The 23,006-nt window shown below is 68.1% G+C and carries 26 protein-coding genes; 12 read left to right on the forward strand and 14 right to left on the reverse strand.

Features of this window, described 5'->3' with window-relative positions; genetic code table 11:
- Nucleotides 1-31 precede the first annotated feature (31 nt).
- From hutI to hutU, 4 genes are read left to right on the forward strand one after another with little or no spacing between them, the layout of a single operon-like run.
- Nucleotides 32-1,219, forward strand: a complete 1,188-nt coding sequence (hutI, locus tag K9B35_RS02315; RefSeq protein ID WP_224920188.1) for an imidazolonepropionase — start codon at nucleotides 32-34, stop codon at nucleotides 1,217-1,219.
- Nucleotides 1,216-2,709 (forward strand): histidine ammonia-lyase, encoded by a 1,494-nt coding sequence (gene hutH / locus K9B35_RS02320; protein ID WP_224920189.1) that lies wholly within the window; start codon nucleotides 1,216-1,218, stop codon nucleotides 2,707-2,709. Before hutI ends, hutH begins: the two co-directional genes overlap by 4 nt.
- Nucleotides 2,706-3,506 (forward strand): N-formylglutamate deformylase, encoded by an 801-nt coding sequence (gene hutG / locus K9B35_RS02325; RefSeq protein WP_224920190.1) that lies wholly within the window; start codon nucleotides 2,706-2,708, stop codon nucleotides 3,504-3,506. Before hutH ends, hutG begins: the two co-directional genes overlap by 4 nt.
- Complete coding sequence (gene hutU / locus K9B35_RS02330) at nucleotides 3,503-5,161, forward strand: urocanate hydratase (RefSeq protein WP_224920191.1); 1,659 nt, start codon at nucleotides 3,503-3,505, stop codon at nucleotides 5,159-5,161. The genes hutG and hutU overlap by 4 nt, the downstream gene beginning before the upstream one ends.
- Before the next feature lie 7 nt (nucleotides 5,162-5,168).
- Here the strand turns inward: hutU and K9B35_RS02335 are convergent, their stop codons facing one another.
- The 4 genes from K9B35_RS02335 to K9B35_RS02350 are packed head-to-tail and all read right to left on the reverse strand — an operon-like array spanning nucleotide 5,169 to nucleotide 8,052.
- Nucleotides 5,169-5,540: a MerC domain-containing protein gene (locus tag K9B35_RS02335; protein ID WP_224920192.1), complete on the reverse strand. Its 372-nt coding sequence runs from the start codon at nucleotides 5,538-5,540 to the stop codon at nucleotides 5,169-5,171.
- Nucleotides 5,541-5,588: 48 nt separating this feature from the next.
- Nucleotides 5,589-6,464 (reverse strand): general secretion pathway protein GspK, encoded by an 876-nt coding sequence (locus K9B35_RS02340; RefSeq protein WP_224920193.1) that lies wholly within the window; start codon nucleotides 6,462-6,464, stop codon nucleotides 5,589-5,591.
- The gene (locus tag K9B35_RS20260; protein ID WP_224920194.1) at nucleotides 6,461-7,003 is read right to left on the reverse strand and encodes a type II secretion system protein GspJ; all 543 of its coding nucleotides are present in this window, start codon (nucleotides 7,001-7,003) and stop codon (nucleotides 6,461-6,463) included. Before K9B35_RS20260 ends, K9B35_RS02340 begins: the two co-directional genes overlap by 4 nt.
- Nucleotides 7,000-8,052: an ABC transporter substrate-binding protein gene (locus K9B35_RS02350; RefSeq protein WP_224920195.1), complete on the reverse strand. Its 1,053-nt coding sequence runs from the start codon at nucleotides 8,050-8,052 to the stop codon at nucleotides 7,000-7,002. The genes K9B35_RS20260 and K9B35_RS02350 overlap by 4 nt, the downstream gene beginning before the upstream one ends.
- Before the next feature lie 77 nt (nucleotides 8,053-8,129).
- Here K9B35_RS02350 and gspN point away from each other — a divergent pair, with 77 nt between their 5' ends.
- The gene (gene gspN / locus K9B35_RS02355; protein ID WP_224920196.1) at nucleotides 8,130-8,759 is read left to right on the forward strand and encodes a type II secretion system protein N; all 630 of its coding nucleotides are present in this window, start codon (nucleotides 8,130-8,132) and stop codon (nucleotides 8,757-8,759) included.
- Here the strand turns inward: gspN and K9B35_RS02360 are convergent.
- The 5 genes from K9B35_RS02360 to gspL all read right to left on the reverse strand — a co-directional run bounded on the left by K9B35_RS02360 (nucleotide 8,756) and on the right by gspL (nucleotide 13,622).
- Nucleotides 8,756-9,253 (reverse strand): hypothetical protein, encoded by a 498-nt coding sequence (locus tag K9B35_RS02360; RefSeq protein ID WP_224920197.1) that lies wholly within the window; start codon nucleotides 9,251-9,253, stop codon nucleotides 8,756-8,758. The genes gspN and K9B35_RS02360 overlap by 4 nt on opposite strands.
- A gap of 61 nt (nucleotides 9,254-9,314) precedes the next feature.
- On the reverse strand, nucleotides 9,315-10,538 hold the full coding sequence (locus tag K9B35_RS02365; RefSeq protein WP_224920198.1) for a type II secretion system F family protein: 1,224 nt from the start codon (nucleotides 10,536-10,538) through the stop codon (nucleotides 9,315-9,317).
- A gap of 26 nt (nucleotides 10,539-10,564) precedes the next feature.
- Nucleotides 10,565-12,025 (reverse strand): GspE/PulE family protein, encoded by a 1,461-nt coding sequence (locus tag K9B35_RS20125; RefSeq protein WP_263622234.1) that lies wholly within the window; start codon nucleotides 12,023-12,025, stop codon nucleotides 10,565-10,567.
- Between the two features lie 11 nt (nucleotides 12,026-12,036).
- Nucleotides 12,037-12,534 carry a type II secretion system protein GspM gene (gene gspM / locus K9B35_RS02380; RefSeq protein ID WP_224920199.1) on the reverse strand — a complete coding sequence of 166 codons (498 nt, stop codon included), beginning with the start codon at nucleotides 12,532-12,534 and terminating at the stop codon, nucleotides 12,037-12,039.
- Nucleotides 12,531-13,622, reverse strand: coding sequence for a type II secretion system protein GspL (gspL, locus tag K9B35_RS02385; protein ID WP_224920200.1), 1,092 nt, complete (start codon nucleotides 13,620-13,622; stop codon nucleotides 12,531-12,533). The genes gspM and gspL overlap by 4 nt, the downstream gene beginning before the upstream one ends.
- A 24-nt stretch (nucleotides 13,623-13,646) precedes the next feature.
- On the opposite strand from gspL, the gene gspG reads away from it, so the two are divergent.
- From gspG to gspD, 5 genes are read left to right on the forward strand one after another with little or no spacing between them, the layout of a single operon-like run.
- The gene (gene gspG, locus K9B35_RS02390; protein ID WP_224920201.1) at nucleotides 13,647-14,192 is read left to right on the forward strand and encodes a type II secretion system major pseudopilin GspG; all 546 of its coding nucleotides are present in this window, start codon (nucleotides 13,647-13,649) and stop codon (nucleotides 14,190-14,192) included.
- A gap of 5 nt (nucleotides 14,193-14,197) precedes the next feature.
- Nucleotides 14,198-14,665, forward strand: coding sequence for a prepilin-type N-terminal cleavage/methylation domain-containing protein (locus K9B35_RS02395; RefSeq protein WP_224920202.1), 468 nt, complete (start codon nucleotides 14,198-14,200; stop codon nucleotides 14,663-14,665).
- Entirely contained in the window at nucleotides 14,662-15,018 is a 357-nt protein-coding gene (gene gspI, locus K9B35_RS02400; protein WP_224920203.1) for a type II secretion system minor pseudopilin GspI, read from the forward strand. Before K9B35_RS02395 ends, gspI begins: the two co-directional genes overlap by 4 nt.
- Nucleotides 15,015-15,788, forward strand: a complete 774-nt coding sequence (locus tag K9B35_RS02405; protein WP_224920204.1) for a type II secretion system protein N — start codon at nucleotides 15,015-15,017, stop codon at nucleotides 15,786-15,788. The genes gspI and K9B35_RS02405 overlap by 4 nt, the downstream gene beginning before the upstream one ends.
- A gap of 19 nt (nucleotides 15,789-15,807) precedes the next feature.
- Entirely contained in the window at nucleotides 15,808-17,856 is a 2,049-nt protein-coding gene (gene gspD / locus K9B35_RS02410) for a type II secretion system secretin GspD (RefSeq protein WP_224920205.1), read from the forward strand.
- Here the strand turns inward: gspD and K9B35_RS02415 are convergent.
- Genes K9B35_RS02415 through K9B35_RS02425 form a run of 3 tightly spaced genes read right to left on the reverse strand, consistent with a single transcriptional unit; the run spans nucleotide 17,850 to nucleotide 19,263 of the window.
- Entirely contained in the window at nucleotides 17,850-18,296 is a 447-nt protein-coding gene (locus K9B35_RS02415; protein ID WP_224920206.1) for a hypothetical protein, read from the reverse strand. The two genes, gspD and K9B35_RS02415, sit on opposite strands and share 7 nt — an antisense overlap.
- The gene (locus K9B35_RS02420; protein ID WP_224920207.1) at nucleotides 18,287-18,754 is read right to left on the reverse strand and encodes a GspMb/PilO family protein; all 468 of its coding nucleotides are present in this window, start codon (nucleotides 18,752-18,754) and stop codon (nucleotides 18,287-18,289) included. Before K9B35_RS02420 ends, K9B35_RS02415 begins: the two co-directional genes overlap by 10 nt.
- Nucleotides 18,751-19,263 (reverse strand): hypothetical protein, encoded by a 513-nt coding sequence (locus tag K9B35_RS02425; protein ID WP_224920208.1) that lies wholly within the window; start codon nucleotides 19,261-19,263, stop codon nucleotides 18,751-18,753. The genes K9B35_RS02420 and K9B35_RS02425 overlap by 4 nt, the downstream gene beginning before the upstream one ends.
- Before the next feature lie 161 nt (nucleotides 19,264-19,424).
- Between K9B35_RS02425 and K9B35_RS02430 the strand changes: the two genes are divergently transcribed.
- Complete coding sequence (locus K9B35_RS02430) at nucleotides 19,425-21,911, forward strand: PhoX family protein (RefSeq protein ID WP_224920209.1); 2,487 nt, start codon at nucleotides 19,425-19,427, stop codon at nucleotides 21,909-21,911.
- Nucleotides 21,912-21,980: 69 nt separating this feature from the next.
- Here K9B35_RS02430 and K9B35_RS02435 read toward each other — a convergent pair whose 3' ends face one another.
- Both K9B35_RS02435 and K9B35_RS02440 read right to left on the reverse strand, forming a co-directional pair.
- Entirely contained in the window at nucleotides 21,981-22,316 is a 336-nt protein-coding gene (locus tag K9B35_RS02435) for a hypothetical protein (protein ID WP_224920210.1), read from the reverse strand.
- A gap of 35 nt (nucleotides 22,317-22,351) precedes the next feature.
- Complete coding sequence (locus K9B35_RS02440; protein WP_224920496.1) at nucleotides 22,352-22,873, reverse strand: TetR/AcrR family transcriptional regulator; 522 nt, start codon at nucleotides 22,871-22,873, stop codon at nucleotides 22,352-22,354.
- On the opposite strand from K9B35_RS02440, the gene K9B35_RS02445 reads away from it, so the two are divergent.
- Nucleotides 22,833-22,997: a hypothetical protein gene (locus K9B35_RS02445; RefSeq protein ID WP_224920505.1), complete on the forward strand. Its 165-nt coding sequence runs from the start codon at nucleotides 22,833-22,835 to the stop codon at nucleotides 22,995-22,997. The genes K9B35_RS02440 and K9B35_RS02445 overlap by 41 nt on opposite strands.
- Nucleotides 22,998-23,006: the final 9 nt, after the last annotated feature.

A 23,006-nucleotide genomic window follows, 5' to 3' on the forward strand; every position in this document is an offset into this window, starting at 1 on the left:
CATAATGACCGCACTGTCCAACACTAAACGCATGGCGACTCCTGCGGACAAGCTCTGGCGCAACGCCCGTCTGGCGACGATGACCGGTGACGGGCTGGGTGCGATCGACCATGGGGCAGTCGCGGCGATCGGCGACACGATCAGCTATGTCGGCCCCGACGCCGAAGCCCCCGACGCCACCGAGATCGTCGATTGCGAAGGCCGCTGGATTACCCCCGGCCTGATCGACTGCCACACCCACCTCGTCTATGCTGGCAACCGCGCGAAAGAGTTTGAGGCCCGCCTCGACGGCGCAACCTATGAGGAGATCGCCCGCGCCGGCGGCGGCATCCTGTCCACCGTCACCGCCACCCGCGCGGCGAGTGAGGACGATCTGATTGCGAGCGCCCTGCCCCGCCTCGACCAGCTCATCGGCGAAGGCGCCACCACGGTCGAGATCAAGTCCGGCTATGGCCTGACCCTCGACGACGAACTGAAAATGCTCCGCGCCGCCCGCCGGTTAGGCGAGGTGCGCAACGTCCGCGTCCGCACCACCCTGCTCGCCGCGCACGCGGTTCCGCCCGAATATCGCGGCGACCCGGACTCCTATGTCGACCTCGTCTGCGACACCATCATCCCCGCCGCCCTCGGCCTCGCCGATGCCGTGGACGCCTTTTGCGAAGGCATCGGCTTCCCCCCGGAACAAACCGACCGCGTCCTGACAGCCGCTGTCGCCCAAGGCCTCCCGGTCAAGCTGCACGCCGAGCAACTGTCCAACCTCCATGGAGCAGCCCTCGCAGCCCGCCACGGCGCGCTGTCCGCTGATCACCTCGAACATCTCGACGCCTCCGGCATTGCCGCAATGGCCGCCAGCGGCACCGTCGCCACGCTCCTCCCCGGCGCCTTTTATTTCACGCGCGAAGAACGCCGCCCGCCGGTTCAGGCCCTGCGCGACGAGGGCGTCCCGATCGCGATCGCCACCGACTGCAACCCCGGCACTTCGCCGATGGCGTCGATCCTGCTGGCGATGAACATGGGCGCGACGTTCTTCCGCCTGACCGTCGCCGAATGCCTGCGCGGCGTAACGGTCAACGCGGCCCGCGCCCTAGGAATCGAAGGCGGCACGCTGCAACCCGGCCGCCCCGCCGATCTCGCCATCTGGGACATCTCCGACCCCGCCGAGCTGGTCTATCGCATCGCCGCCAACCCCCTCCACGCACGAGTCTACGCAGGCATATGATCGTCCCCGGCAGCACTCCGCTCGGCACCTGGAACGCCATCTATCGCGGCGAGCCCGCGCCGCTTGACCCGTCATGCCATGACAAGGTCGCCGCCAGCGCCGACGCGGTGCAGGCGATCCTGGCGAAGCATGAGCCGGTCTATGGCATCAACACCGGCTTCGGGAAGCTCGCCAGCGTCCGCATCGGCGACGACGACCTCGAAACGCTCCAGCGCAACATCGTGCTCAGCCATGCCGCAGGTGTCGGCGACCCGATGCCCGCCCCGGTCGTGCGCCTGATGATCGCGCTCAAGCTCGCCAGCCTCGCGCAGGGGCATAGCGGCGTGAAGCCCGCGACGATCGCGATGCTTCAGGACATGCTCGATCGCGGCATCACCCCGATCATCCCGTCGCAGGGATCGGTCGGTGCCAGCGGCGACCTCGCCCCGCTCGCGCATCTCGCCGCCGCGATGATCGGCGTAGGGGAGGTGGAGATGGGCCCGCGCCGCATCCCCGCGCGGACGATGCTCGGCGGCCTGACGCTCGGGCCGAAGGAGGGGCTGGCGCTCCTTAACGGCACCCAGTTCAGCACCGCCTACGCGCTTGCCGCGCTGTTCGAGACCGAAAAGCTGTTCCGCGCCGCGCTCGTCACCGGAGCGCTGTCGACCGAGGCGGCGAAGGGCTCCGACACCCCGTTCGACCCGCGCATCCATCAGGTACGCGGCCATCGCGGCCAGATCGAGGTGGCGGCGGCGCTCGCCGGGCTGATGGACGGCTCCGCCATCCGCGCCTCGCACCGCGACGGCGATGAGCGCGTGCAGGACCCCTATTGCCTGCGCTGCCAGCCACAGGTGATGGGCGCCTGCCTCGACCTGATCCGTCAGGCCGCCGCGACGCTGGCGATCGAGGCGAATGGCGTCACCGACAACCCACTAATCTTCACCGATACGGGTGAAGCGCTGTCCGGCGGCAATTTCCACGCCGAACCCGTCGCCTTCGCCGCCGACATGCTCGCCCTCGCCATCTGCGAAATCGGCAGCCTCGCCGAACGCCGCATCGCGATGCTGGTCGACCCCGCCTTGTCGGGCCTCCCCGCGTTCCTCACTCCGCGCCCCGGGCTCAATTCGGGCTTCATGATCCCGCAAGTCACCGCCGCCGCGCTCGTCAGCGAGAACAAGCAGCGCGCGCATCCGGCCAGTGTCGATTCGATCCCGACCAGCGCCAATCAGGAGGATCATGTCTCGATGGCCGGCCATGGCGCGCGCCGCCTGCTCGCCATGACCGCCAACCTCGCGCACATCATCGGCATCGAATATCTCGCGGCGGCGCAGGGCTGCGATTTCCATTCGCCACTCACCTCCAGCGCCCCGCTCGAAGCCGCCCGCACCCTGCTCCGCGATCAGGTGCCGACGCTGGAGGACGATCGCCACTTCGCCCCCGACATGGCCCTCGCCACGGCGCTGGTGACCAGCGGCGCGCTGGGCGACGGACTTCCGGGAGTCGAAGGATGATCGTCACCGCGCGCAACGAAGGCCCGCTGATCGTCAGCGTCCCCCATGCCGGCCTCGAAATCCCCGCCGACATCGCTCCGTCGCTCGTCTCGCTTAGCCGCGCACGCTACGACGCCGATCTGTACATCGACCAGCTCTACGCCTTCGCGTTTCAGCTCGGCGCAACGATCGTCCGCACCACAACCTCCCGCACAGTGATCGACGTCAACCGCGATCCCAGCGGCGCGACGCTCTATCCCGGACAGTTCACCACCGGCCTCTGCCCGACCGAAACCTTCGACGGCGACCCGCTCTACCACCCGGGCAAGGAACCGGACGAGGCAGAAATCGCCCGCCGGCGCAGCGCATATTTCGATCCCTATCACGCCGCCCTGCGCGCCGAGATCGACCGCCTGCGCGCACTCCATCCCGCGATCGTCCTCTATGAGGCGCATTCGATCCGCAGCGTGGTGCCAAAGCTGTTCGACGGGCGACTGCCGGAGTTCAACATCGGCACCAATAGCGGCCAGTCCTGCGCCCCCGAACTCGCCCAATCCATCGCCGCGATCTGCGCCGAGCAACAGCGCAGCCATGTCATCGATGGCCGCTTCAAGGGCGGCTGGACCACACGCCATTACGGCGAACCCGAAAAGGGCGTCCACGCCATCCAGATGGAACTGGCGATGCGTACCTATGTCACCGAAGTGCCCCCCGCCAACTGGCCGCCGCGCTGGGACGACATCCACGCCGCGCAGGCGCACGCCACGCTCCGCCCGATCGTCACCGCCGCCATCGATTTCGCGAAAGCCCAAGCATGACGACCCGCACCGACAACAGCCGCCGCATCAAGGCTCCGACCGGAACCACCCTCTCCGCCAAGAACTGGCAGGCGGAAGCGGCGTTGCGGATGCTGATGAACAATCTCGATCCCGATGTCGCCGAAGCGCCCGAGAGCCTCGTCGTCTATGGCGGGATCGGCCGCGCGGCGCGCAACTGGGAAGCCTATGACAAGATCGTCGAGACGCTCCGCCGGCTCGACGCTGATCAGACCCTGCTGGTCCAGTCGGGCAAGCCGGTCGGCGTGTTCCGCACCCACCCCGACGCGCCGCGCGTCCTGATCGCCAACTCCAACCTCGTACCGCATTGGGCGACGTGGGAGCATTTCCACGAGCTCGATCGCAAGGGGCTGGCGATGTACGGCCAGATGACCGCGGGCAGTTGGATCTATATCGGCACGCAGGGCATCGTTCAGGGCACATACGAGACGTTCGTCGAAGCCGGGCGCCAGCATTATGGTGGTGACCTGTCGGGCCGCTGGATCCTCACCGCCGGGCTCGGCGGCATGGGCGGCGCACAGCCGCTCGCCGCGACGATGGCGGGCGCCTCGTGCCTCGCGATCGAATGCCAGCCGAGCCGCATCGAGATGCGCTTGCGCACCCGCTATCTCGATCGCGCTGCAAACAATATCGACGAAGCGCTTGAAATCATTCGCGTATCGGACACACCCGTCTCGGTCGGACTGCTCGGCAACGCCGCCGAAATCCTGCCCGAATTGCTCAAGCGCGGGATCCGCCCCGACATGGTCACCGACCAGACCAGCGCGCACGATCCGATCAACGGCTACCTCCCGGCCGGCTGGACGCTGGAACAGTGGTTCGCCAAACGCGAAACCGCGCCGCACGAAGTGGAAACAGCCGCCCGCGCCTCAATGGCCACCCATGTCCGCGCGATGCTGGCGTTCGAGGAAATGGGCGTGCCCACCTTCGACTATGGCAACAACATCCGTCAGGTCGCCAAGGACGCGGGCGTCGCCAACGCCTTCGCCTTCCCCGGCTTCGTCCCCGCCTATATCCGCCCGCTCTTCTGCCGCGGCATTGGACCGTTCCGCTGGGCGGCGCTGTCGGGCAATCCGGAGGATATCTGGAAGACCGACGCCAAGGTGAAGGAATTGCTCCCCGGCAACCACCACCTCCACCACTGGCTCGACATGGCGCGCGAGCGGATCGCGTTTCAGGGCCTCCCCGCGCGCATCTGCTGGGTGGGCTTAGGCGACCGCCACCGCCTCGCGCTCGCGTTCAACGAGATGGTGGCATCGGGCGAACTCGAAGCCCCCATCGTCATCGGCCGCGACCATCTCGACAGCGGATCGGTCGCCAGCCCCAACCGCGAAACCGAAGCGATGATGGACGGCTCAGATGCAGTCAGCGACTGGCCCCTGCTCAACGCCCTGCTCAACACCGCCAGCGGCGCGACTTGGGTCTCGCTCCACCATGGCGGCGGTGTCGGCATGGGCTATTCGCAGCACAGCGGCATGGTCATCGTCGCGGACGGCACGCCCGAAGCGGCCAAGCGGCTGGAGCGGGTGCTGTGGAACGACCCGGCGACGGGGGTGATGCGCCATGCGGACGCGGGCTATGAGATCGCGAAGACCTGCTCCGGGGAGATGGGGTTGGACCTGCCGGGAATCCTCTAACCCGACCTCAGGCCGCCCGCCCCCGCCAGTTCGCCACATGCGCCCCGGCGAGCAACAGGCTCCCCGCCACCGTCACGCCGGTCTCGACCGCAACCCACTCCTCGAACGCCAGCCCTGCCGCCAGCAACGCCAGCCCAGCAGCACCGACAAACAACGGCGTCAGCCCGCGATGCCGCCGCCAGCCCTCACCCAGCGCATAGGCGCTGATCGGCAGCGCGAACGCGAGCACCCCAAGATGAAACCCATCCCCCAGATCGAGCCGCCCCGCCAGCGCGGGCAAAGCGGCGATCAGGAGCGGGAGGGCAAGGCAGTGGATCAGGCACAGCGCCGATGCACCCACTGCCAGCCCGTCAAACCACTTCGCCACCATCACCCGCATCGCAAACTCCTTCGTTCGCAGCGCAGATGATACTTAGTTACATGAATTTCAACCGCCTGCGAGCGCCGGAGCCTCAGGAGGCAGCGCGGCGTTGCGCCAGCGCGCGACCGGCACCGTCGTCACCCCACCCTGCGCGCTCCGCCGCCGCTGGATCAGCGTCGCGCCCTGTTGCGTCGTGTCGCCGACCTTCGCGCGCACCCGCACCCAATAGGTGTTGGAGCTGAACGCCGTCCCCGGCGGCTGACTGACCTTCAGATCGGACAGGTCGCGCAACGTGATCTGCCCGTTGCGCTTGCGGATCGCGATGATCCGTTGCGCCGCGAGCGGATCACCGATCAGGAACGCGAGCAGTTCCTCGTCCGCCGCATTCAAGTTGATGGTCGTCTTGCCGGGCAGCGCCGTCACCATCCGCTCCAGCCGCGCAATCGCTGCCGGGTCCGCGCCGGGGATCAGCCGGATCGGGCGGATGTCGCTGACCGGCCCTTGCGTGCGGATATAGGCGATCGCCTCCACCGTCTGCTGCTCGTCCAGCCCCGCGATCCGCGCCAGCTTCTGGAACAGGATCACTGGCACCGCGTCGCCGCTGCGCAGCATGTTGACGTTGAACCGCCCCTCGGCGTCGCTGACCGCCAGGTCGAACGTCCCACCATCGATCGTCGCGCCATTCGCCCCGATCGACGCCCACGCCTCACCCGCATGATCGACCTGCGGCGTCGCCAGCGCATCACGCTGGAGCGCGGCAAGCGCCGACAGCTCGCCCCCGCGCACGATCGCCGCCGCCCGCGCCGCCTCACGACTGCGCAGCGCCCGGTCCAGCGCCAGCTCCTCGCGCCCGATCATCAGCAGCACCAGCCCGCTGGCAATGGCGACGAACATCAGCACATTCACCAGGATCATGCCCTGTTCGTCATCGCGCCGGCTCATTGCGCCTCGTCCTGTGGTTTGACCGGCAACACCACGACGCGGCGCAACGAGCCCTGTGGCCCGCGTTCGCTCGCCAGCTGCATCTCGACCTGCACGGCGCGCGGCCAATCGTCCTTGCGCTCCTCATTCGGTGGCCAGCGATCGACCCAGTTTTGTCCGTCGAGAAAGCGCCAGCGCACCCCGCTCACTCCCGTCAGCAACAGCTGGGGCTGCGGCGCGGCACGGACCAAGGCGCCCCCGGTCGCTGCATAGCGCAACGGCACCGGCGGCCCGCCCATGCCAGCGGCGACGCGCGTAAAGGCGACGTTGCTACCCCCGCCACTGACCGCACCCCGCGTGATCTGATCGAGGTCGCTCTGCAGAACGAACATCGTCCGCTGAATCGCCGCAGTCCGATCGAGCCGCCCTTCGGTCCGTTCCTGCGTCGTCATCACGCTGTTGAGCAGGGTCAAGCCCGCCACCGCGATCAACGCGAACAGGCCCAGCGAGATGATGAGTTCGAGCAGGGTAAACCCCTCCTCGCCAGCTCCATCGTTCACGCCCCCAGGCTCACCGCCACCGGCTCGTAGCCCTGCGCACCCGCGACCAGGATCGCCAGCTCACGCGCCACGCTGCCATCACTGCGGAAGCGCGCATTTCCGGTGACGCAGGTGTAGTTCGTCTCTGCCAGCAACGCCGCCTCGTCGAGCGATCCCTTCGCGCGCAGCGTCTTGACCACCCCGCCCGCATCATAGGCCAGCGCCGCCAACGCCCCCGGCGTGCCGCCATGGCGCGACCGAAACTCCCCCGCAAACCGCCCGAACGCAGCCGGATCGGGGCTGGCGATCCACGCGCCCTCGAGCGTTTCCAGCGCCGCCGGACGATGGTCGAGTGCCTGCACGGTGCCTAGCAACTGCACCCCGGTCCCCTTCAGGTTCCGCGCCGCCGCCAGCACCGTCTCGCTGCTACCCGGCAACAATACAGCATCAGGCGCATCCCCGGCAGCTGGCAAAGGCTGGCCCTCAACGACCGTCAGCACGCGAATGTCGAGACCGACTTCGCCCTGCGCCTTGCCCGCCGCCAGCGCAGCCGCAACACTCCAGGGCGATCCGTCATCGACCACCACCACGCTGCGCACTCCGCGCGACCGCGCATAGCGCAGCACCGCGCTGGTCACCTGCGCAGGCGTAATCCCGAACACGAAGCTGCCCGCCCCGCGCGCTACCGCGTTGTTCGTAAAGGCGATCACCGGGACCCGCCGCGCGACCTCTGCGGTCACCGTGTTCAGCTCTTCAGCGGTCACCGGCCCCAGGATCATGGCGCACTTGGCCTTCAGCGCATTGCGCGCCGCCAGCGCCGCACCTTCGGCCGTTCCGCCGGTATCGTAAGCAGTGATTTCCGGCCCAGAATCAGCGAGCAACACGCCCTGACGCATGCTAAGGCCCAGCGCGGCGCGCGGTCCGCTCAGCGGCAGCAGCAACGCCACCGGCCGCTTGTCACGCTTGACCTTGTCGGCCGCAAAGACAGAGGGACTTGCGAGCAATGCCGACGGCAATACCAGCCCCGATCCCAGAGCAGTCAGCAGCGCGCGGCGGCGAATCGGCAGCATTTTCACGGGCATCCTGGTCGGCTCGGCGGCGTCTTACCGTCTTCGTCGTGCTGGGCATAGCGGCTTATGCCCTCGCGATGGTCGCGACGATGCCCGCAAGCGTGTTCGTCAAGAACCAGCCATGGCGCACCGGCGTCGCCGGAACCGTCTGGAATGGCGAAGTCGGCGTCGCAGGCGGCAGCAAGTTCGAATGGCATTGGGCACCGTTGCGTACGCTCACCAGCCTCGCCTTCGCCGCCGACTGGACCGCGAGCGGCCCGGATACCGATATGGGTGGCCGCGCACTGGCCGGGTTCAGCAGCACCGTGCTCGACAAGGTCAGCGGCAGCGCGCACGCGAACCTGCTCCAGGCGCTCCAGCCCAACCTTCCCTTCACCTGCGACATGGTGATGCAGCTCGAATTCGACCGGATCGCGGTCGGCGGGTCGAGCCAGGGCATTGACGGCCGCCTGACCACCGACGCCGGCACCTGCACCCCCAAGGGCGGCGGCGCACCGGTCCCGGTCCCGCCGCTGCTGCTGGTCTCCGAAAAGATCGGCACCACCACCCAGATCCGCCTCACCCCCCGCGCCCAGCAGCGTCAGATCCTGATGACCGCGACGCTCAGCGAAAATGGCCAGCTAACGATCCGCATGACGCCTGAGGGCGCGCGTGTCCTGCCGTTCGCCGGATTGCCCGCCGGGGCGAGCATCGCCGGAGCGCTTTAAGTCGCGCAGACGATCGCGGCGGCGTCCGCCTGTGCCACGGTGACCGGCACGGCGGTACCGCTGGTCCGCGCCCCTTTCATCGTCGCGAGATCATAGCTCGCCCGGATCACCTTGCCGACGGCGCGGGTCTGCCACACGGCCGGTGCAGTCGCTCCGGCGCGAAATCCTTTTTCACGGCCCTTGAAGACGCCGCCTCCGGTTCGGCCAGCCACCGCCCCGCCGGTAATCGCGCTGATCTGACCGGCGCCAACCAGTGAAGCACTGGCGACCGCGCCCTTGGCGCACGTCACGCGCATCACGAAATGATCAGTTGTACCGACACCCGCGCCAGCATCGCCCGCTTCGGGAGCAAGCAGAAGTTCCCGAACCGCGCCGTCGGTGCGCGTATCGACAATACGAAAGCTCAAGTCGGACACGCTGGCCTTCCCTCGGCCCATCCGCGCCTCCTGCGGCGATACCGCGATCAATGTCGTCGCAATCAAACCGATCAGCATGACGTCTCTCCCCTTTGGTCAGGAACCGTACCGCTACCGATATGAACGGCGGACAACGGCGCTACAACGTCACCAGATCGTTCAGATTGATGATCGGCAGCAGGATCGCCAGCACCATCATCAACACCATGCCGCCCATCAGCAACAGCACCATCGGCTCGACCAGCGCGACCAGTGCGCTGGTCACCGCGTCCAGTTCGCGATCGAGTTCGTCCGCCGCGCGCGACAGCGCTGGCCCCAGCTTCCCCGACGCCTCGCCCGAGGCGACGATCGCGGTCAGCATCAGCGGGAATACCCCTGCCTCGCCCATTGCCGCACGCAGGCTGATGCCTTCACGCACCCGCGCCGCGACGTGCATCGCGCGCGCACGAACCCACAGGTTCGGCGTTACAGCGGCCGCGGCGTGCAACGCATCGACCAACGGCACCGCGCTCTCGACCAGAGTCGCTAGGCTTCCGGCGAAGCGCGCGGCATTATGCTGGCGCGAAAAGCGCTTGAACGGCCAGCGTTCGGTAAATCCGCGATGGACCTTCAACCGATTCGCCGGGACCGCCGCCCAGCGGTTGAACACGAAATACGCCGCCAGTCCCGCGATCAGGAGATACAACCCCCACGCCTGCAGGAACCCCGATACCGCAATCAGGATGCGCGTCAGCAGCGGCAGGTCGGTCCCGCGCGATACGAACACATTGACGATATCCGGGATGACATAGACCAGCAGCAGCACGATGACGCCAAGCGACACCGTCGCCAGCAGCCCGGGATAGAGCAACGCCAGCTGCAATTTCTGCGCATTTGCTTGCCGGTTCTCGACAAAATGCGCGAGGTGACCGAGCACTTCGGTGAGCTTCCCCGACGCCTCCCCCGCCGCGACCGAAGCGCGGTAGAATTCGGGGAAGGTCTTGGGATGGGTCGAAAGCGCGCTGGCAAAGCTTCGCCCGTCGAGGATCGCGCCGCGCACTTCCATGAGGATGCCCGAAACCCGCTGCGTCTCCGACTGGTTCGCCGCAAGCCGCAGCGCCTCCTCGACCGGAATGTCGGACCCAACCAGCGTCGAAATCTGCCGCGTCGCCGTCGCCAGTTCGCGTGCGCTCATCCCGGAGCGGCCCAGCTTGGGCAGCTGGATCGACCCGATCGACCGCCGCTCCCCCGCCGCCTCTACCGCGAGCGGGAGCAGCCCCTGATCGCGCAGCATCGCCCGCGCGGCTGCGGCACTGGACGCTTCGACGGTGCCCTTTTTCTGAACGCCCGTGCGATCAGCGGCGCGATAGGAAAATGCGGGCATCTAGCACCAGCCCCCCGCCACCAGCGTCACGCCTCTTCCCTCACCACGCGCGCAACTTCCTCGACCGTCGTCACCCCGGCACGCACCTTGTCGACGCCGTCATCGAGCAGTGACGGGTTGCTCCGCCGCGCATGCGCCTCGATCTCGGCCTCGGACGCACCTTCATGGATCATCGCCTGAATCTTGTCGTCCACCGCAACGACCTCGTACAGTCCCGCGCGCCCGCGATAGCCGTCGCCGTGACAATCGTCACAGCCTTCCGCACGCCACAGCGTCTCGCCAACACGGATACCGCCACCCAGCAGCAGGACATCGCCCTCGTTCGCCACATCCTGCCGCCGACAGCTTGGGCACAGCCGCCGCACCAGCCGCTGCGCCGCCACCCCGACCAGCATCGGCGCGAGCAGATACCGCTCCACCCCCATGTCGATCAGCCGCGTCACCGATCCGACCGCGCTGTTGGTGTGCAGCGTCGACAGCACGAAATGCCCGGTCATCGCCGATCGCACCGCGACCTCCGCCGTTTCCTGATCGCGAATTTCGCCGACCATGATGACATCGGGATCCTGCCGCAGGATTGCGCGCAGACCGCGGGCAAAGGTCATGCCGGTGCGCGCATTCACCTGCGTTTGCGCGACCCCGGCAAGTTCATATTCGATGGGATCTTCCACCGTCATGATGTTGCGTTTGCGGTCGTTCAGGCGATGGAGCGCCGCATAAAGGCTGGTGGTCTTGCCCGAACCGGTCGGCCCGGTGACCAGCAACATCCCGTGCGGCCGTTCGAGCAGCCGCGCGAACACATCGCGATCGCGCGCGCTCATGCCCAGTGCCTCCATGTCGAGGCTGAGCGAACCCTTCTCCAGCAAGCGCATCACCACCCGCTCGCCATGCTGGGTCGGGATGGTCGAGACACGGGCATCGACGTCATGCCCGCCGATCCGCAATGTCACGCGTCCGTCCTGCGGCACGCGCTTCTCGGCGATGTCGAGCTTCGCCATCACCTTGATCCGGCTGACCAGCAGCGGCGCGAGTTCGCGGCGCGGCTCGAGCTTGTCGCGCAGCACGCCGTCGATGCGGAAACGGACGACGACGCGTTTTTCCTGCGTCTCGACATGCACGTCCGACGCGCCTTCCTTCACCGCTTCGAGCAACAGCGCGTTGATCAGGCGGATGACCGGCGAATCGTCGCGGGAATCGAGCAGGTCGTCCACCGCCGCCGCGCTGTCCGCCAGCGCGGCAAGGTCCATACCGCCAAGATCAAACTCCGCCGCCGCACCCGCGCTACCCGAATAGCTCGCCGCCAGCGCCTGATCGAACTCCGCGACCGAAACTGCCACGAAGCGCGCCCCCGGCGCCACCCGCTGCACTTCCAGAAGCGCGTCCAGCGCCGCATCGGGCCGATGTACGCACTCCACGCCGCCGGCGCCCACGCGCAGTACGACGCCATGGTTGCGCGCATAGCTATAGGGCAGGCTCGGCAAATCCATCGTCACGGCATTCACTGGCCGAACTCCACGCTCGCGCTCACCCGGCCCGGCGCGCCACCTTTGGTCAGCTCGACCCGGCGCGCACGCAACACCGTGGTGCGCTCGACCGCAGCGATCCAGCCGACCACGGCTTCATAGCTCGCCTCGGCAACCTGCCCGGTCGCGCCTACACCACCGGGGGTCAAAGTCACGGTGAGCCCCGCTGCGCTCGCCGCCGCCTGCGCTGCCTCGATCGGTGGACCGTCGCTGAGCTTGGGTTGAGTGCCCGGCGCGACCAACGTCCCCGCCGCGCGCACCCGCGCCGCCAGCGTCTCATGGCTGCGGATATCGGCGATCGCGTCGGCGCGCGCGCCCTGGAGCGGCTTGACGATCCCGAACACCAGGATCAGCACCGCAAGGATCGCACCCAGCGTCCCGACCAGCACCCGCTCGCGCGGGCTAAGGCCACTCCACCACTGCTGGAACCGCAGCACGGCCGCGTCGATGGTCGGTGAACGTTCGATCTTCATACCGTCACCGTCACGCGAATTGCACCATCCGCCCCTGCCCCGATTTGCGCCGGCACCGCCGCGGCGCGGAACGCCGCGCGAATGCGCTCGGCCAAATCCGGAGCGCCCGGCTCGATATCGAGCACCAGCGCATTCCCCTCAAACCGCATCGCCCGCGCGGTCACTGCGCTCGACAGCGGCGCCAGCGCGCGCGATGCCGCGGTCACGGCGGGCACAAAGCGCCCCGGCGGCGGACCCGATACCGGCAGCATCCCTACTACGGAAGCCTCAAGGTCGCCCGACAGATTGGCGCCCGGCGCCGCCTGCGCCACCGCCGACCGCACATCCTCGGCGCGCCGCTCGGCAATCACGCGCAGCATCACCACGTCTGCCGCCGCGATCACGACATGCGCCGCAATGCCCGCAGCCGCGATCCATGCCAGCCGTCGCTTCCAGCTACTCCCGCGTGCACCACGCCGCGCATAAACACCCTGCCGCAGGTCGATCGCCGGGTTTGCCAGCCTATCGGCCAGCCCGCCGCCGCCGCCAGTCCACGGCGTTTGCGGCAGCTCCCCGATCGTCACAGGCCCGCAGTTCCAGATGCGCGGGCTTCCCGCACGCTCCCAAGCCGACCCCACCAGCGCGGCAGGAAGCGCAAACCCGGTCCCGTCGCCACTGCGCACCAACACCCGGCCATCGCGCGCTTCGGCACACCACTCGCCCGGTCCCGGCGCAGGTAACGCGAGCGCATCCGGCACCAGCGCCGCATGACCGAGCCCGCCAAGTTCCACCGCCTCGACCCAGTTCGCCATCTGCGCATGCCGCACCACCGCGACCAGATAGGTCCGCGGCGCGATTTCTGCGCCCAGCGCGATATGGACCGATTCGATCGGGTCGGCGATCCGGTCCTCGATCGCAAAGGGCAGCGCCTCGATCCGCTTCGCCCGGCTCGCCAGCGGCAGCTCGACGCGCAGCAGCGACACCGATTCGCTCGGGACGAGGATGGTTGCAGGGCCATCAGGCTCGGCTATGATCGCCTGCCCGCCCGCCAGCGTCCACACGCCGCCGGACGCGGCTTGCGCGGACTCCGAAAAGGGTTTGCCAGTCATTCTTTGAGAGGTCCCGGCTGTAACATGGCTTTCACGATGAACACGCATGGGGCTGCGATGCGCATAGTTTTGAAACAATTCGATGACACCGTGGCAGTCGATGCCACGAAGGGCAAGCGCCACACGGTGCCAAATGGTGAGGCGGGGCTTACCCTGCTCGAGATGATCGTGGTCCTCGTCATCATCGCGATCGTCGCCGGACTGGTGACGATGAACGTCGTCGGCCGCCCCGATCAGGCACGCGTGACCACGACCAAGACCAACCTCGTCACCCTGTCGAGTGCGCTCACCACCTATCGCCTCGACAATGGCCAATATCCGACCACCGAGCAGGGGCTGAAGGCGCTGGTCGAAAAACCGACCACCCCGCCGCTGCCCACCGCCTGGCCCGATGGCGGCTATGTAAAATCCGCTCCGGTAGATGCCTGGGGCAATCCCTACACCTATGTCTCGACCGGCAGCAGCTTCGAGCTGAAGTCCTTGGGTCGTGACGGCAAGCCCGGCGGCACCGAGCTCGACGCCGACCTCGATTCGCGCGACGCGGCCCAGACGCCCGCCAAGGGCGGATAAGGCCCGTGCGGGGGGCGACCATCCGCAACGGTGAGCGCGGCATGACGCTCATCGAAATGCTGATCGTGCTCGTCATCATCGGCGTCGCGGCGGGCGGAGTCGCGCTCGGCATCGGTTCGGCGACCCGCGCCCCCTCGGTCGAGACCGAAGCCCGCCGCCTCGCGTTGCGGCTTCAGGCGGCCGCCGACGATGCGATGATCGGCGACCGCATCATCGCGTTCACCGTCGAAAAGGACGGCTATGGTTTCGCCGCAGTCGGACGCGACGGATCGATGGCACCGCTGTCCGATGGCCTCGCCTTCCACCGCCTGCCCGGAGGCATCGCGGTCGAACTCGATGTAACCCCGCCGGTCATGATGGGCGTCGATGGCGCGGGCAAACCGCTCAACGCGACGATCAGCAATGGCGAGCAGATCTGGGTCGTCCGCTATGACGGCATGACCGCCACCGCTAGCCGGGCTGAAGCCTCGTGAAGAACGAACAGGGTTTCTCGCTGATCGAGGCGCTGGTCGCGCTCGCGGTACTCGCCATCGCGACCGTTGGCCTGGTCCGCGCGGTCGAGAGCCATGTTGATTCGACCCGCGGCCTCGAACGCCGCGCCGCCGCGATGTGGGTCGCGGAGAACCGCCTCGCCGAACTCCAGCTCGCCGACCCCGCCGCCGCGCAGAAGCAGGTCGAGCTGCTCGGCCAGCAATGGCAGGTCGACGTCGCCCGCACCCGCACCGAAGACCCCGCGATCGACAAGGTCCGCATTCAGGTGATTCCGGAGGGCGAACGTTCGCCGCTTGCATCGCTCGACGGGTTCGTGGAGGGCGCTCGGACATGATCCGCTTCCTCGATCTTTCGCCGCGTCAGGCGCGTACGACACTGGATATCGTTGCAGCCGCCGTGATCGTGTCGGTCGCGGTCGCACTCGCCGGCCTCACCTGGCGGATCGCGGGCCATGCCAGCACCGGCGCGGTCACCATCCCGTCAGGCGCGCGACCGGTCGCGGTCACCGCCGATGTCACCCCCGCCCTCGCCTTCGCACCGTTCGGCAAGGGCGCGGCGACGGATGCGACTCAGGCAACCGCGCTCCCGCTCAAGCTCAAGGGCGTGTTTACCGCCAGCCCTGCCGCGCTTTCGGTTGCCTATATCGAGGTCGGCGGCGAAGCGGCGAAGCCCTTCCGCATCGGTGAAGCGCCCGGCGGTGGCACGATCGAGGGCATTTTGCGCGACCGCGTCATCCTGCGCGTGGCTGGCCGCATCGAATATCTCGCCTTCCCCGACCCCTCGCTGACCGCCGAGCAACAGACGGCGGCAGCGGCACCTCCCGCAGCGCCCGCCGCCCCGGCACAGTCAGCAGCCGCCCCCGCGACCGCAGCGGCCGGCGTCCTTGCCGCAATGACGCCGGCCCCAGGCGGTGGGATGCAGGTCGGCGCCAACGCCCCGCCCGGCCTTCAGACCGGCGATGTCATCACCTCGATCGGTGGCACCCCGCTGACCAGCCCGGCCAGCGCCGCCACCGCCATTGCCGCCGCGCAAGGCCGCGGCTCCGTCCAAGTCCAGATCACCCGCGATGGAAAGCCCGTGACGCTGACCATCCCGACCCGCTAGGTAACCCACCGTGCCGCACATGATCCGCAAGACCGCTCTCATCTTCGCGCTCGCCGCCATGACCGCTCAGCCGGTATTGGCCACGCAGACCGACGGCGCGGACATCGTCGTCAACATGCGCGGGGTCGAGATCGCGGATGTCGCCGACCAGATCTCACGCCTAACCGGTCGCACCCTGATCCTCGACCCGGCGGTCAAAGGCAGCGTCACCGTCACCTCCGCCACCCCGCTGACCTCTGCGGGGGTGTGGGAGCTGTTCCTGTCGGTCCTGCGCGCCAATGGCTTTGCCGCAGTCCGCTCGGGTCGCGCCTGGCGCATCGTACCTGCCGGCAACGCCGTGCGCGATGGCGGCGTGTCGTCGCGCTCGGCATCGGGGCAGGAGCTGGTCACGCGGATGATCCGCCTGTCCAACGTGCCCTCCGCCGAAGCCGCGCGCGTCGTCCGCCCGCTGGTCGCCAGCTTCGGCAGCGTCGAACCGCTCGCCCAGCCCAACGCCGTCGTCGTCACCGATTATGCCGACAATGTCCGCCGGGTGGAGGCGATCCTGCGCTCGCTCGACGGCACCGGCAGCGGCATGACCTTTGCCACCATCACGCTGCGCAACGGCAGCGCGCCGGAAGTCGCACAGGCGCTGCAGACCGTACTCGGCGACGCCGCATCGGGCGGTGCGCGCGTCGCCGCGGATGCGCGCAGCAACACGATCATCGTGCGCGGATCGCCCTCCGCCGTCGCCGATGCGCGCCGCATGATCGCCTCGCTCGACGCCCCTGGCGGCGCGACGCCGATGACCCGCGTGTTCCGCCTGAACTATGCCGACGCCGAGTCGGTCACCGATGTGCTGCGCGGCATTCTCGGGCAGGAATCGACGACTACAAACCCGGTCGCACGCAGCCTGTCGGGATCGCGCAACAATCCGCGCAGCCCGACCGGCGTGCTCGGCGGCCTGATCGCCTCGGGCGGAACCAGCAGCGCCGAAACCGCCGCCGCTGCCGCCAGCGCCGCCGCGACCGCGCAATCGGCTCAGCTCGGCCAGCAGTCCGAAGCAACGCCGCAGGGCTTCTCGACCCCCGAGATCACCGTCCAGCCCTCGCCCGACATCAACGCCGTGGTCGTGCGCGGCACCCCCAGCACGGTTGCGGCGATCGAAGCCATCATCACCGACCTCGACGTCCGCCGTCCGCAGGTGCTGATCGAAGCCGCCATCGCCGAAATCACCGGCGAGGAGGCAGAGGCGCTCGCGGTCCAGCTCGGCACCAGCGGCGCCGCACTCAATCGTGTCGAGGGCGCAGGAACCTCGTTCAGCACCGCCGGACCGTCGCTCGGCGCGATCCTCAGTGCGCTCGGTGTTCCAGCGGGCACGCTGCTTGGGTCGAGCCAGGGGTTCATCGGCAATGTCTCGATCGGCAACGATTTCTCGATCCTGGTGCAGGCGCTTGGCACCTCGACCAAGTCGAACCTGCTCTCGACGCCGCAGATCACGACGCTCGATAACAAGGTCGGCGAGTTCGTGGTGGCGCAGGAAGTGCCGTTCGTCACCGGATCGATCCTGACCGATTCCAGCGACGTGCGCCCGTACACTTCGATCGAGCGCAAGGATGTCGGAATCACGCTCAAGGTGCTCCCGCGCATCAATGCCGGCGACACCATCCGGCTTGAAGTCGTGCAGGAAGCATCGTCGATCGCCGCGACCCAGCTCAGCCAGGCAACCGACCTGATCACCAACCGCCGCGCGATCAACACCACCGTGCTCGCCGACAATGGCCAGACGATCGTGCTCGGCGGCCTTACCTCCGACGACTACGGACAGGTGAAAAGCCAGGTGCCGATCCTCGGCGACATCCCGATCCTCGGCGAATTGTTCAAGGCACGCCGCGAAACCCGGCAAAAGCGCACCCTGTTCATCTTCCTCAAGCCTACCATTCTGCGCAACGGCGAGGATGCAGCGGCGATCGCCAAGGCCAAATATGCCCGGCTGCGGTCGGAGGAACTGGACCTCAATTCGCCCAGCAACCTGCTGCTCAAGCCGCTCCAGCCCCGGCTGACGCTCGAGATCGACGGGATTTACTGATCGTCGGGGGGCGGGGCGGCACCATCGCCGCCTTCACCCTGCATCGCCACCCGCACCCGCTCACGCCCGCGCGTGAAGAAGGCGGCGTCGATCGCCAGGCTCTCCAGCCGCCAGCCATCGACGCTTTCGCCCACCGCCAGCGTCCGCGCGTTGCCATCGGCGATCCGCACCAGCGCCACCGCATCGCGGTTGAGGCGTCCGGCGATTCCGGTCAGCACGGGCGCGTCGGCGGGTGCCGCGTCGCCCTCTGCCGCAGCGAATAGCGGTCGTTCGAATACCCGCGCCGGTGCGGGCAAGGGCGGCGGCACGATCGTCGCGACTGCAGACCGCGCGCCCGGGCGAGGCTCAGCCGCATAGGGATAGAGCCCGATCACCGGCACGATCGCCGAAGCGAACCCCGCCGCAATCAGCACGCGCCGTTCGGTCCGGCTCATTGCCATGCCGCCACCATTTCCCCCTCGACCCGCACTCCGCCATCGGCGAGCGCACTCGCGCGCCAGCTGCGGAAACGGGTCAGCGGGGTCCCGCGCTCCATCCCGTCGAGCATCGCGACGACCGCCTTTTCGGGGCCGGACAGGCGGACCCTCAGCGTAACGATGCCCGACTGTGAAGGGGCAGACGAAAGCACCTCAACCAGCACACCCGCCGACGCCGCGCTGGCCCGGATCCGCCCGGCAAGGCTCCGCGCGGCGGACGCGCGATCCGCTGCGGCGATTGCCAAGCCGGGGGCTACCAGCGGACGAACCGGCGCGCGCGGCGCGGCAAGACTTGCCGTGAGATCCGCGCGGGTCTGGCGCGCGGACCATAGCGCCTCCAGCGCGTCCAAAGCCGGGAATGCCAGCAGGGCAACAGCAACCAGCCCGCCGCCCAGCCCCATCGCTACACTCCCCCGCCTCATGCGCGGGTCCGCAGCGTCACGACCACGCGCGCGTCCTGCGTGCGCCGCTGTCCGCTCTCCCGCATCGCGGCGAGCAACGGATCGCGCCGCAGCGCCCCGCGCAACAGATCGGGGTCGCTTGCCGAAATCTCGATCTGCACATGACCATCTGCGCCGCGCGCCGCCGACACCAGCCGCGCATCGTCGGGCAACGCCCGCGCCAGCCGGTCCAGCGTCGGAGCGAGCGCAGGTTGGCGCACCGAATCGCGTAGCACCGCCGCCGCCTCGCCCCGCGCAAGCTGTGGTGCGGTCCGGCTCCGCAACTGCATTTCCAGCACGCGATTGTCTGCCTCAACCCCGCCGCGCAGCACCTGCGCACCAACGATGGTCAGCAATGGCCCCAGCGCCACGACTCCGGCGAGTGCCAGCGTCAGCCGCATGTCGGGCACCGCCAGCGCCGGTCGCGCCCGCGCCGCGCGCGCGGCGCGTCGGGCAAGCCGATCGGTCAGGCTGTCGCGCGGTTCGCTCATCGCCCCGCCTCTAGCGAACCGACTGCCCCCTGCCAAACGTCATCAAAATGACGCCAGATCGCAACGCGTTCGTCCACAAACCTGCATCACGCCGTAAAGCGCCGCGCCCACAGGCCATCTGCACCCAGTCCAAACGGGACACGGGGTCAGGGGACACAGACATGACCGAACTCACTGCGCACGGCTTCGCGTATAGCGATGGCGACGTCGATACGAACACCAGCAGCAATCCCAGCCTCAACGCGATGATCGAACAGCGCTACTCGCGGCGTCAGGCGCTGCGCTCGGGCGCGGTTGCGGCGTCGGCAGCAGTGTTCGGTGGCGCGGTGCTCGCAGGCTGCGACAGCGCCGCGACCGGTTCTGACCCCTTCCCCACCATCGTCTCGGTCGGATCGTCGGGCGCCAGCAAATCGGGCCGGGTCGTCACCCTCACCGGTAACGCCACCGACAATGGCCCGACCGCATCGGTCTGGATCCAGACCCAGGGGCCTGCAGTAACGCTCAGCAGCCCGAACGCTGCAACGACATCGTTCATTGCGCCGTCGGTCGCGGGTGGCACCACGCTGCGCTTCGACTATCGCGCCGTCGACAGTGCCGGCCAGGTTTCGACCCAGAGTGTCACGGTCGCGATCGAAGCCGCCGAACTGGGCTTCACCTCGATCGCCAAGAACCGCAACGACATCGTCACCGTACCGACGGGCTACTCCGTAACCGTTCTGACGCGCCTCGGCGACCCGATCGCGTCGGGCGTACCGGCCTACAAGAATGACGGCACCGACACCGATTTCGCCAACCGCATCGGCGACCATGGCGACGCGCTCTATTGGTACGGCCTGTCGGCGGCGGGTGCGCGCGATGACAACAGCTCGGTGCGCGGCCTGCTCGTCCAGAACCACGAGAACCTCAACGTCCAGTATCTCCACCCAGCCGGCCCGACCACGCCCGGTGGCGTCCGCCCGGAAGCCGAAGCGCTCAAGGAGATCGAGGCGCACGGCGTATCGGTGACCGAAATCGTCGAAGGCGCCGGGCGCGCCTGGACCTATGTTCAGAACTCGACGTTCAACCGCCGCATCACGCCCAGCACGCCGATGGTGTTTAACGGCCCGGTGCGCGGCGCAACGCTGCTGCGCACCCCCTATTCGACCGACGGCACCGCCGGTCGCGGCACGATCAACAATTGCGCCAACGGCCATACCCTGTGGGGCACCAACATCACCTGCGAGGAAAACTGGGCCGGTTATTTCCGCCGCACCGGCGATGACGCCCAGCGCACGCCACGCGAACTCGTCGCACTGCGCCGCTATGGCGTCACCAGCGGCAGCGGCAGCTATGGCTGGTCGACCGTGACCCCGGCAGATACGAACAACACGCTGTTCCGCCGCTGGGACGCGCGTGCGACTGCGGGCGGCACCGCCACGACCGACTGGCGCAACGAACCCAACCAGTTCGGCTGGGTCGTCGAGATCGACCCCTATGACAAGACCAAGGCACCACGGAAGCGCACCGCGCTCGGCCGCATGGGGCATGAAGGCGCATGGCTCGGCAACGCCACGCCCGGCAAGAAGCTCGCCGTGTATCTCGGCGACGACTCGCGCGGCGAATATTTCTACAAGTTCGTCTCCAATGCGACCTGGACCGCGAGCGACGCGCAGGCGGCTGACCGCCTCGCAGTCGGCGACAAATATCTCGACGCCGGCACGCTTTACGTCGCGCGCTTCAACGCCGATGGATCGGGCCGCTGGCTCCCGCTGGTGTTCGGCCAGGTTCCGAACCGTCCGGCAGTCAACGCCGATCCCGAATATGTCTTCGCTGATCAGGCCGACATCCTGACCAATGCCCGCCTCGCTGCGGACGCGGTCGGTGCGACGCGGATGGATCGTCCGGAATGGACCGCGACCAACCCAGTGACTGGGGAAATCTACCTTACCCTCACCAACAACAATGCGTCGCTCCGCCCGATCACCGGTACGGACGCTGCCAACCCGCGCCACTATAACGACACCAAGGGCGCGTCGAACCAGTATGGCAACCCCAATGGCCATATCCTGCGCCTGCGCGAAACTGGCGACGATCCCGCATCGCTCGCCTTCGCATGGGACATCTACCTGTTCGGCGCGGACTCGGCCGAGGCGAACAGCGACGTCAACATCTCGGGCCTCACCGCGGCGAACGACTTCTCCAGCCCCGACGGCCTGTGGTTCGCGCGTCCGACCAACGCCAGCGGCCTCGTCAAGCCGCTGCTGTGGATCCAGACCGACGACGGTGCCTTTACCGATCGCACCAACAACCAGATGCTCGTCGCAATGCCCGGCGTCACCGGCGACGGCGCGAATGTGACGATCACCAACCGCGGCAGCGGCGGGACGACCGGCACCCAGGCGACCCGGCGCGGCGCGCTGGCGACCGATGCGACGCTCAAGCGGTTCCTGGTCGGCCCGATCGGGTGCGAGATCACCGGCGTCGACTCGACCCCGGACGGCCGCACCCTGTTCGTCGGCATCCAGCATCCGGGAGAGGACGGCACCGCCACCGCCCCGGACAGCGGCTGGCCCGCGACCCAGGCGACCGGTACTGCACCCGCTGGCACGCGCCCGCGCTCGGCGGTCGTGGTCATTACCAAGAATGACGGCGGCGTCGTCGGCCTCTGATCAGTTACCCCAACTAAAAGGGGGCGGTCTCGCGACCGCCCCCTTCTTTGTATCTACGCCGGCTCGTGATCAGGGTCGGCTGCGGATCTGCGCCGTGCCGTCCGGGGTAATCTCGACCACATAAGGCTGAGTAGTGTCGCACACGACCCGCCAGCGGATGCGGTCCGCGCGAGTCTCGACGCGCGTCAGTTCGGTGACCTGCTGGCAGTTCAGCCCGGCGTCCCGGATCGCGCGCAGCATCACGCCATCCTGCAACCGCTTGGGCAGCGCAACGACGCGCTTTTGAAGATCGCTCAATGCCGCCGGGGTCTTTGACGCCGCAGGATCCGGCACGTTCTCGCCAGAGCCACCACCGCACCCGGCCAGCAGCACCGCGCCCGCAACAATTGCCATCATGCTTCGCATCGTTCGCACCTCCATTGCGGTGATAACGCCGATCGTCACGGCTTCGATCCGATCATTTTCAGAAACAGCCGCGTCGCGCGTTCGACCCTTGCCCGGATCGCCTCGGGCGACGGCAGCGGCTCCAGCCCGAGCTTCAGCCCCATGTCCGCCGCGCCCTTCCACAGCCCGCACAGATCCTGCGCGGCCAGATTGGGATCATCGACCTCCACCTCGCCCCGCGCCTGCGCCTCGGCCAACACCTCCGCCAGACGCCCAAAACACACCCCCGGCCCGGCCTCATAGAAGCGGCGCGCCAGCGTCGGGATCTGCGAGATTTCGTTCAGCAGCACCCGGTCGATCGCGACATGGTCCTCGCTGAACATGAAGGTCAGCAGCGACACGCCATAGGCGTTGAGCTGGTCCTCCAGCGACCGCTGGTCGGCGACGCCGGCATCGAACACCTCCGCCATCCGCGTGCTTTCGACACGGATCACCTCTTCGAACAACGTCTCCTTGTCGCCGAAGCGGCTATAGACCGTGACCTTCGACACGCCGGCGGCCTGCGCGATCTCCTCGATCGTCGCGGCGTGGAAGCCGCGCGAAAAGAACGCCTGGCGTGCCGCCTCGATGATCGCCGCATATTTGGCGGGATCACGCGGGCGGCCCGCACGGCGCGGCTCCTCGCCCGCGCAGGCCGTGTGAAAGGGAACG

This window comes from Sphingomonas sp. R647, assembly GCF_020177055.1.
Lineage (GTDB): Bacteria > Pseudomonadota > Alphaproteobacteria > Sphingomonadales > Sphingomonadaceae > Sphingomonas.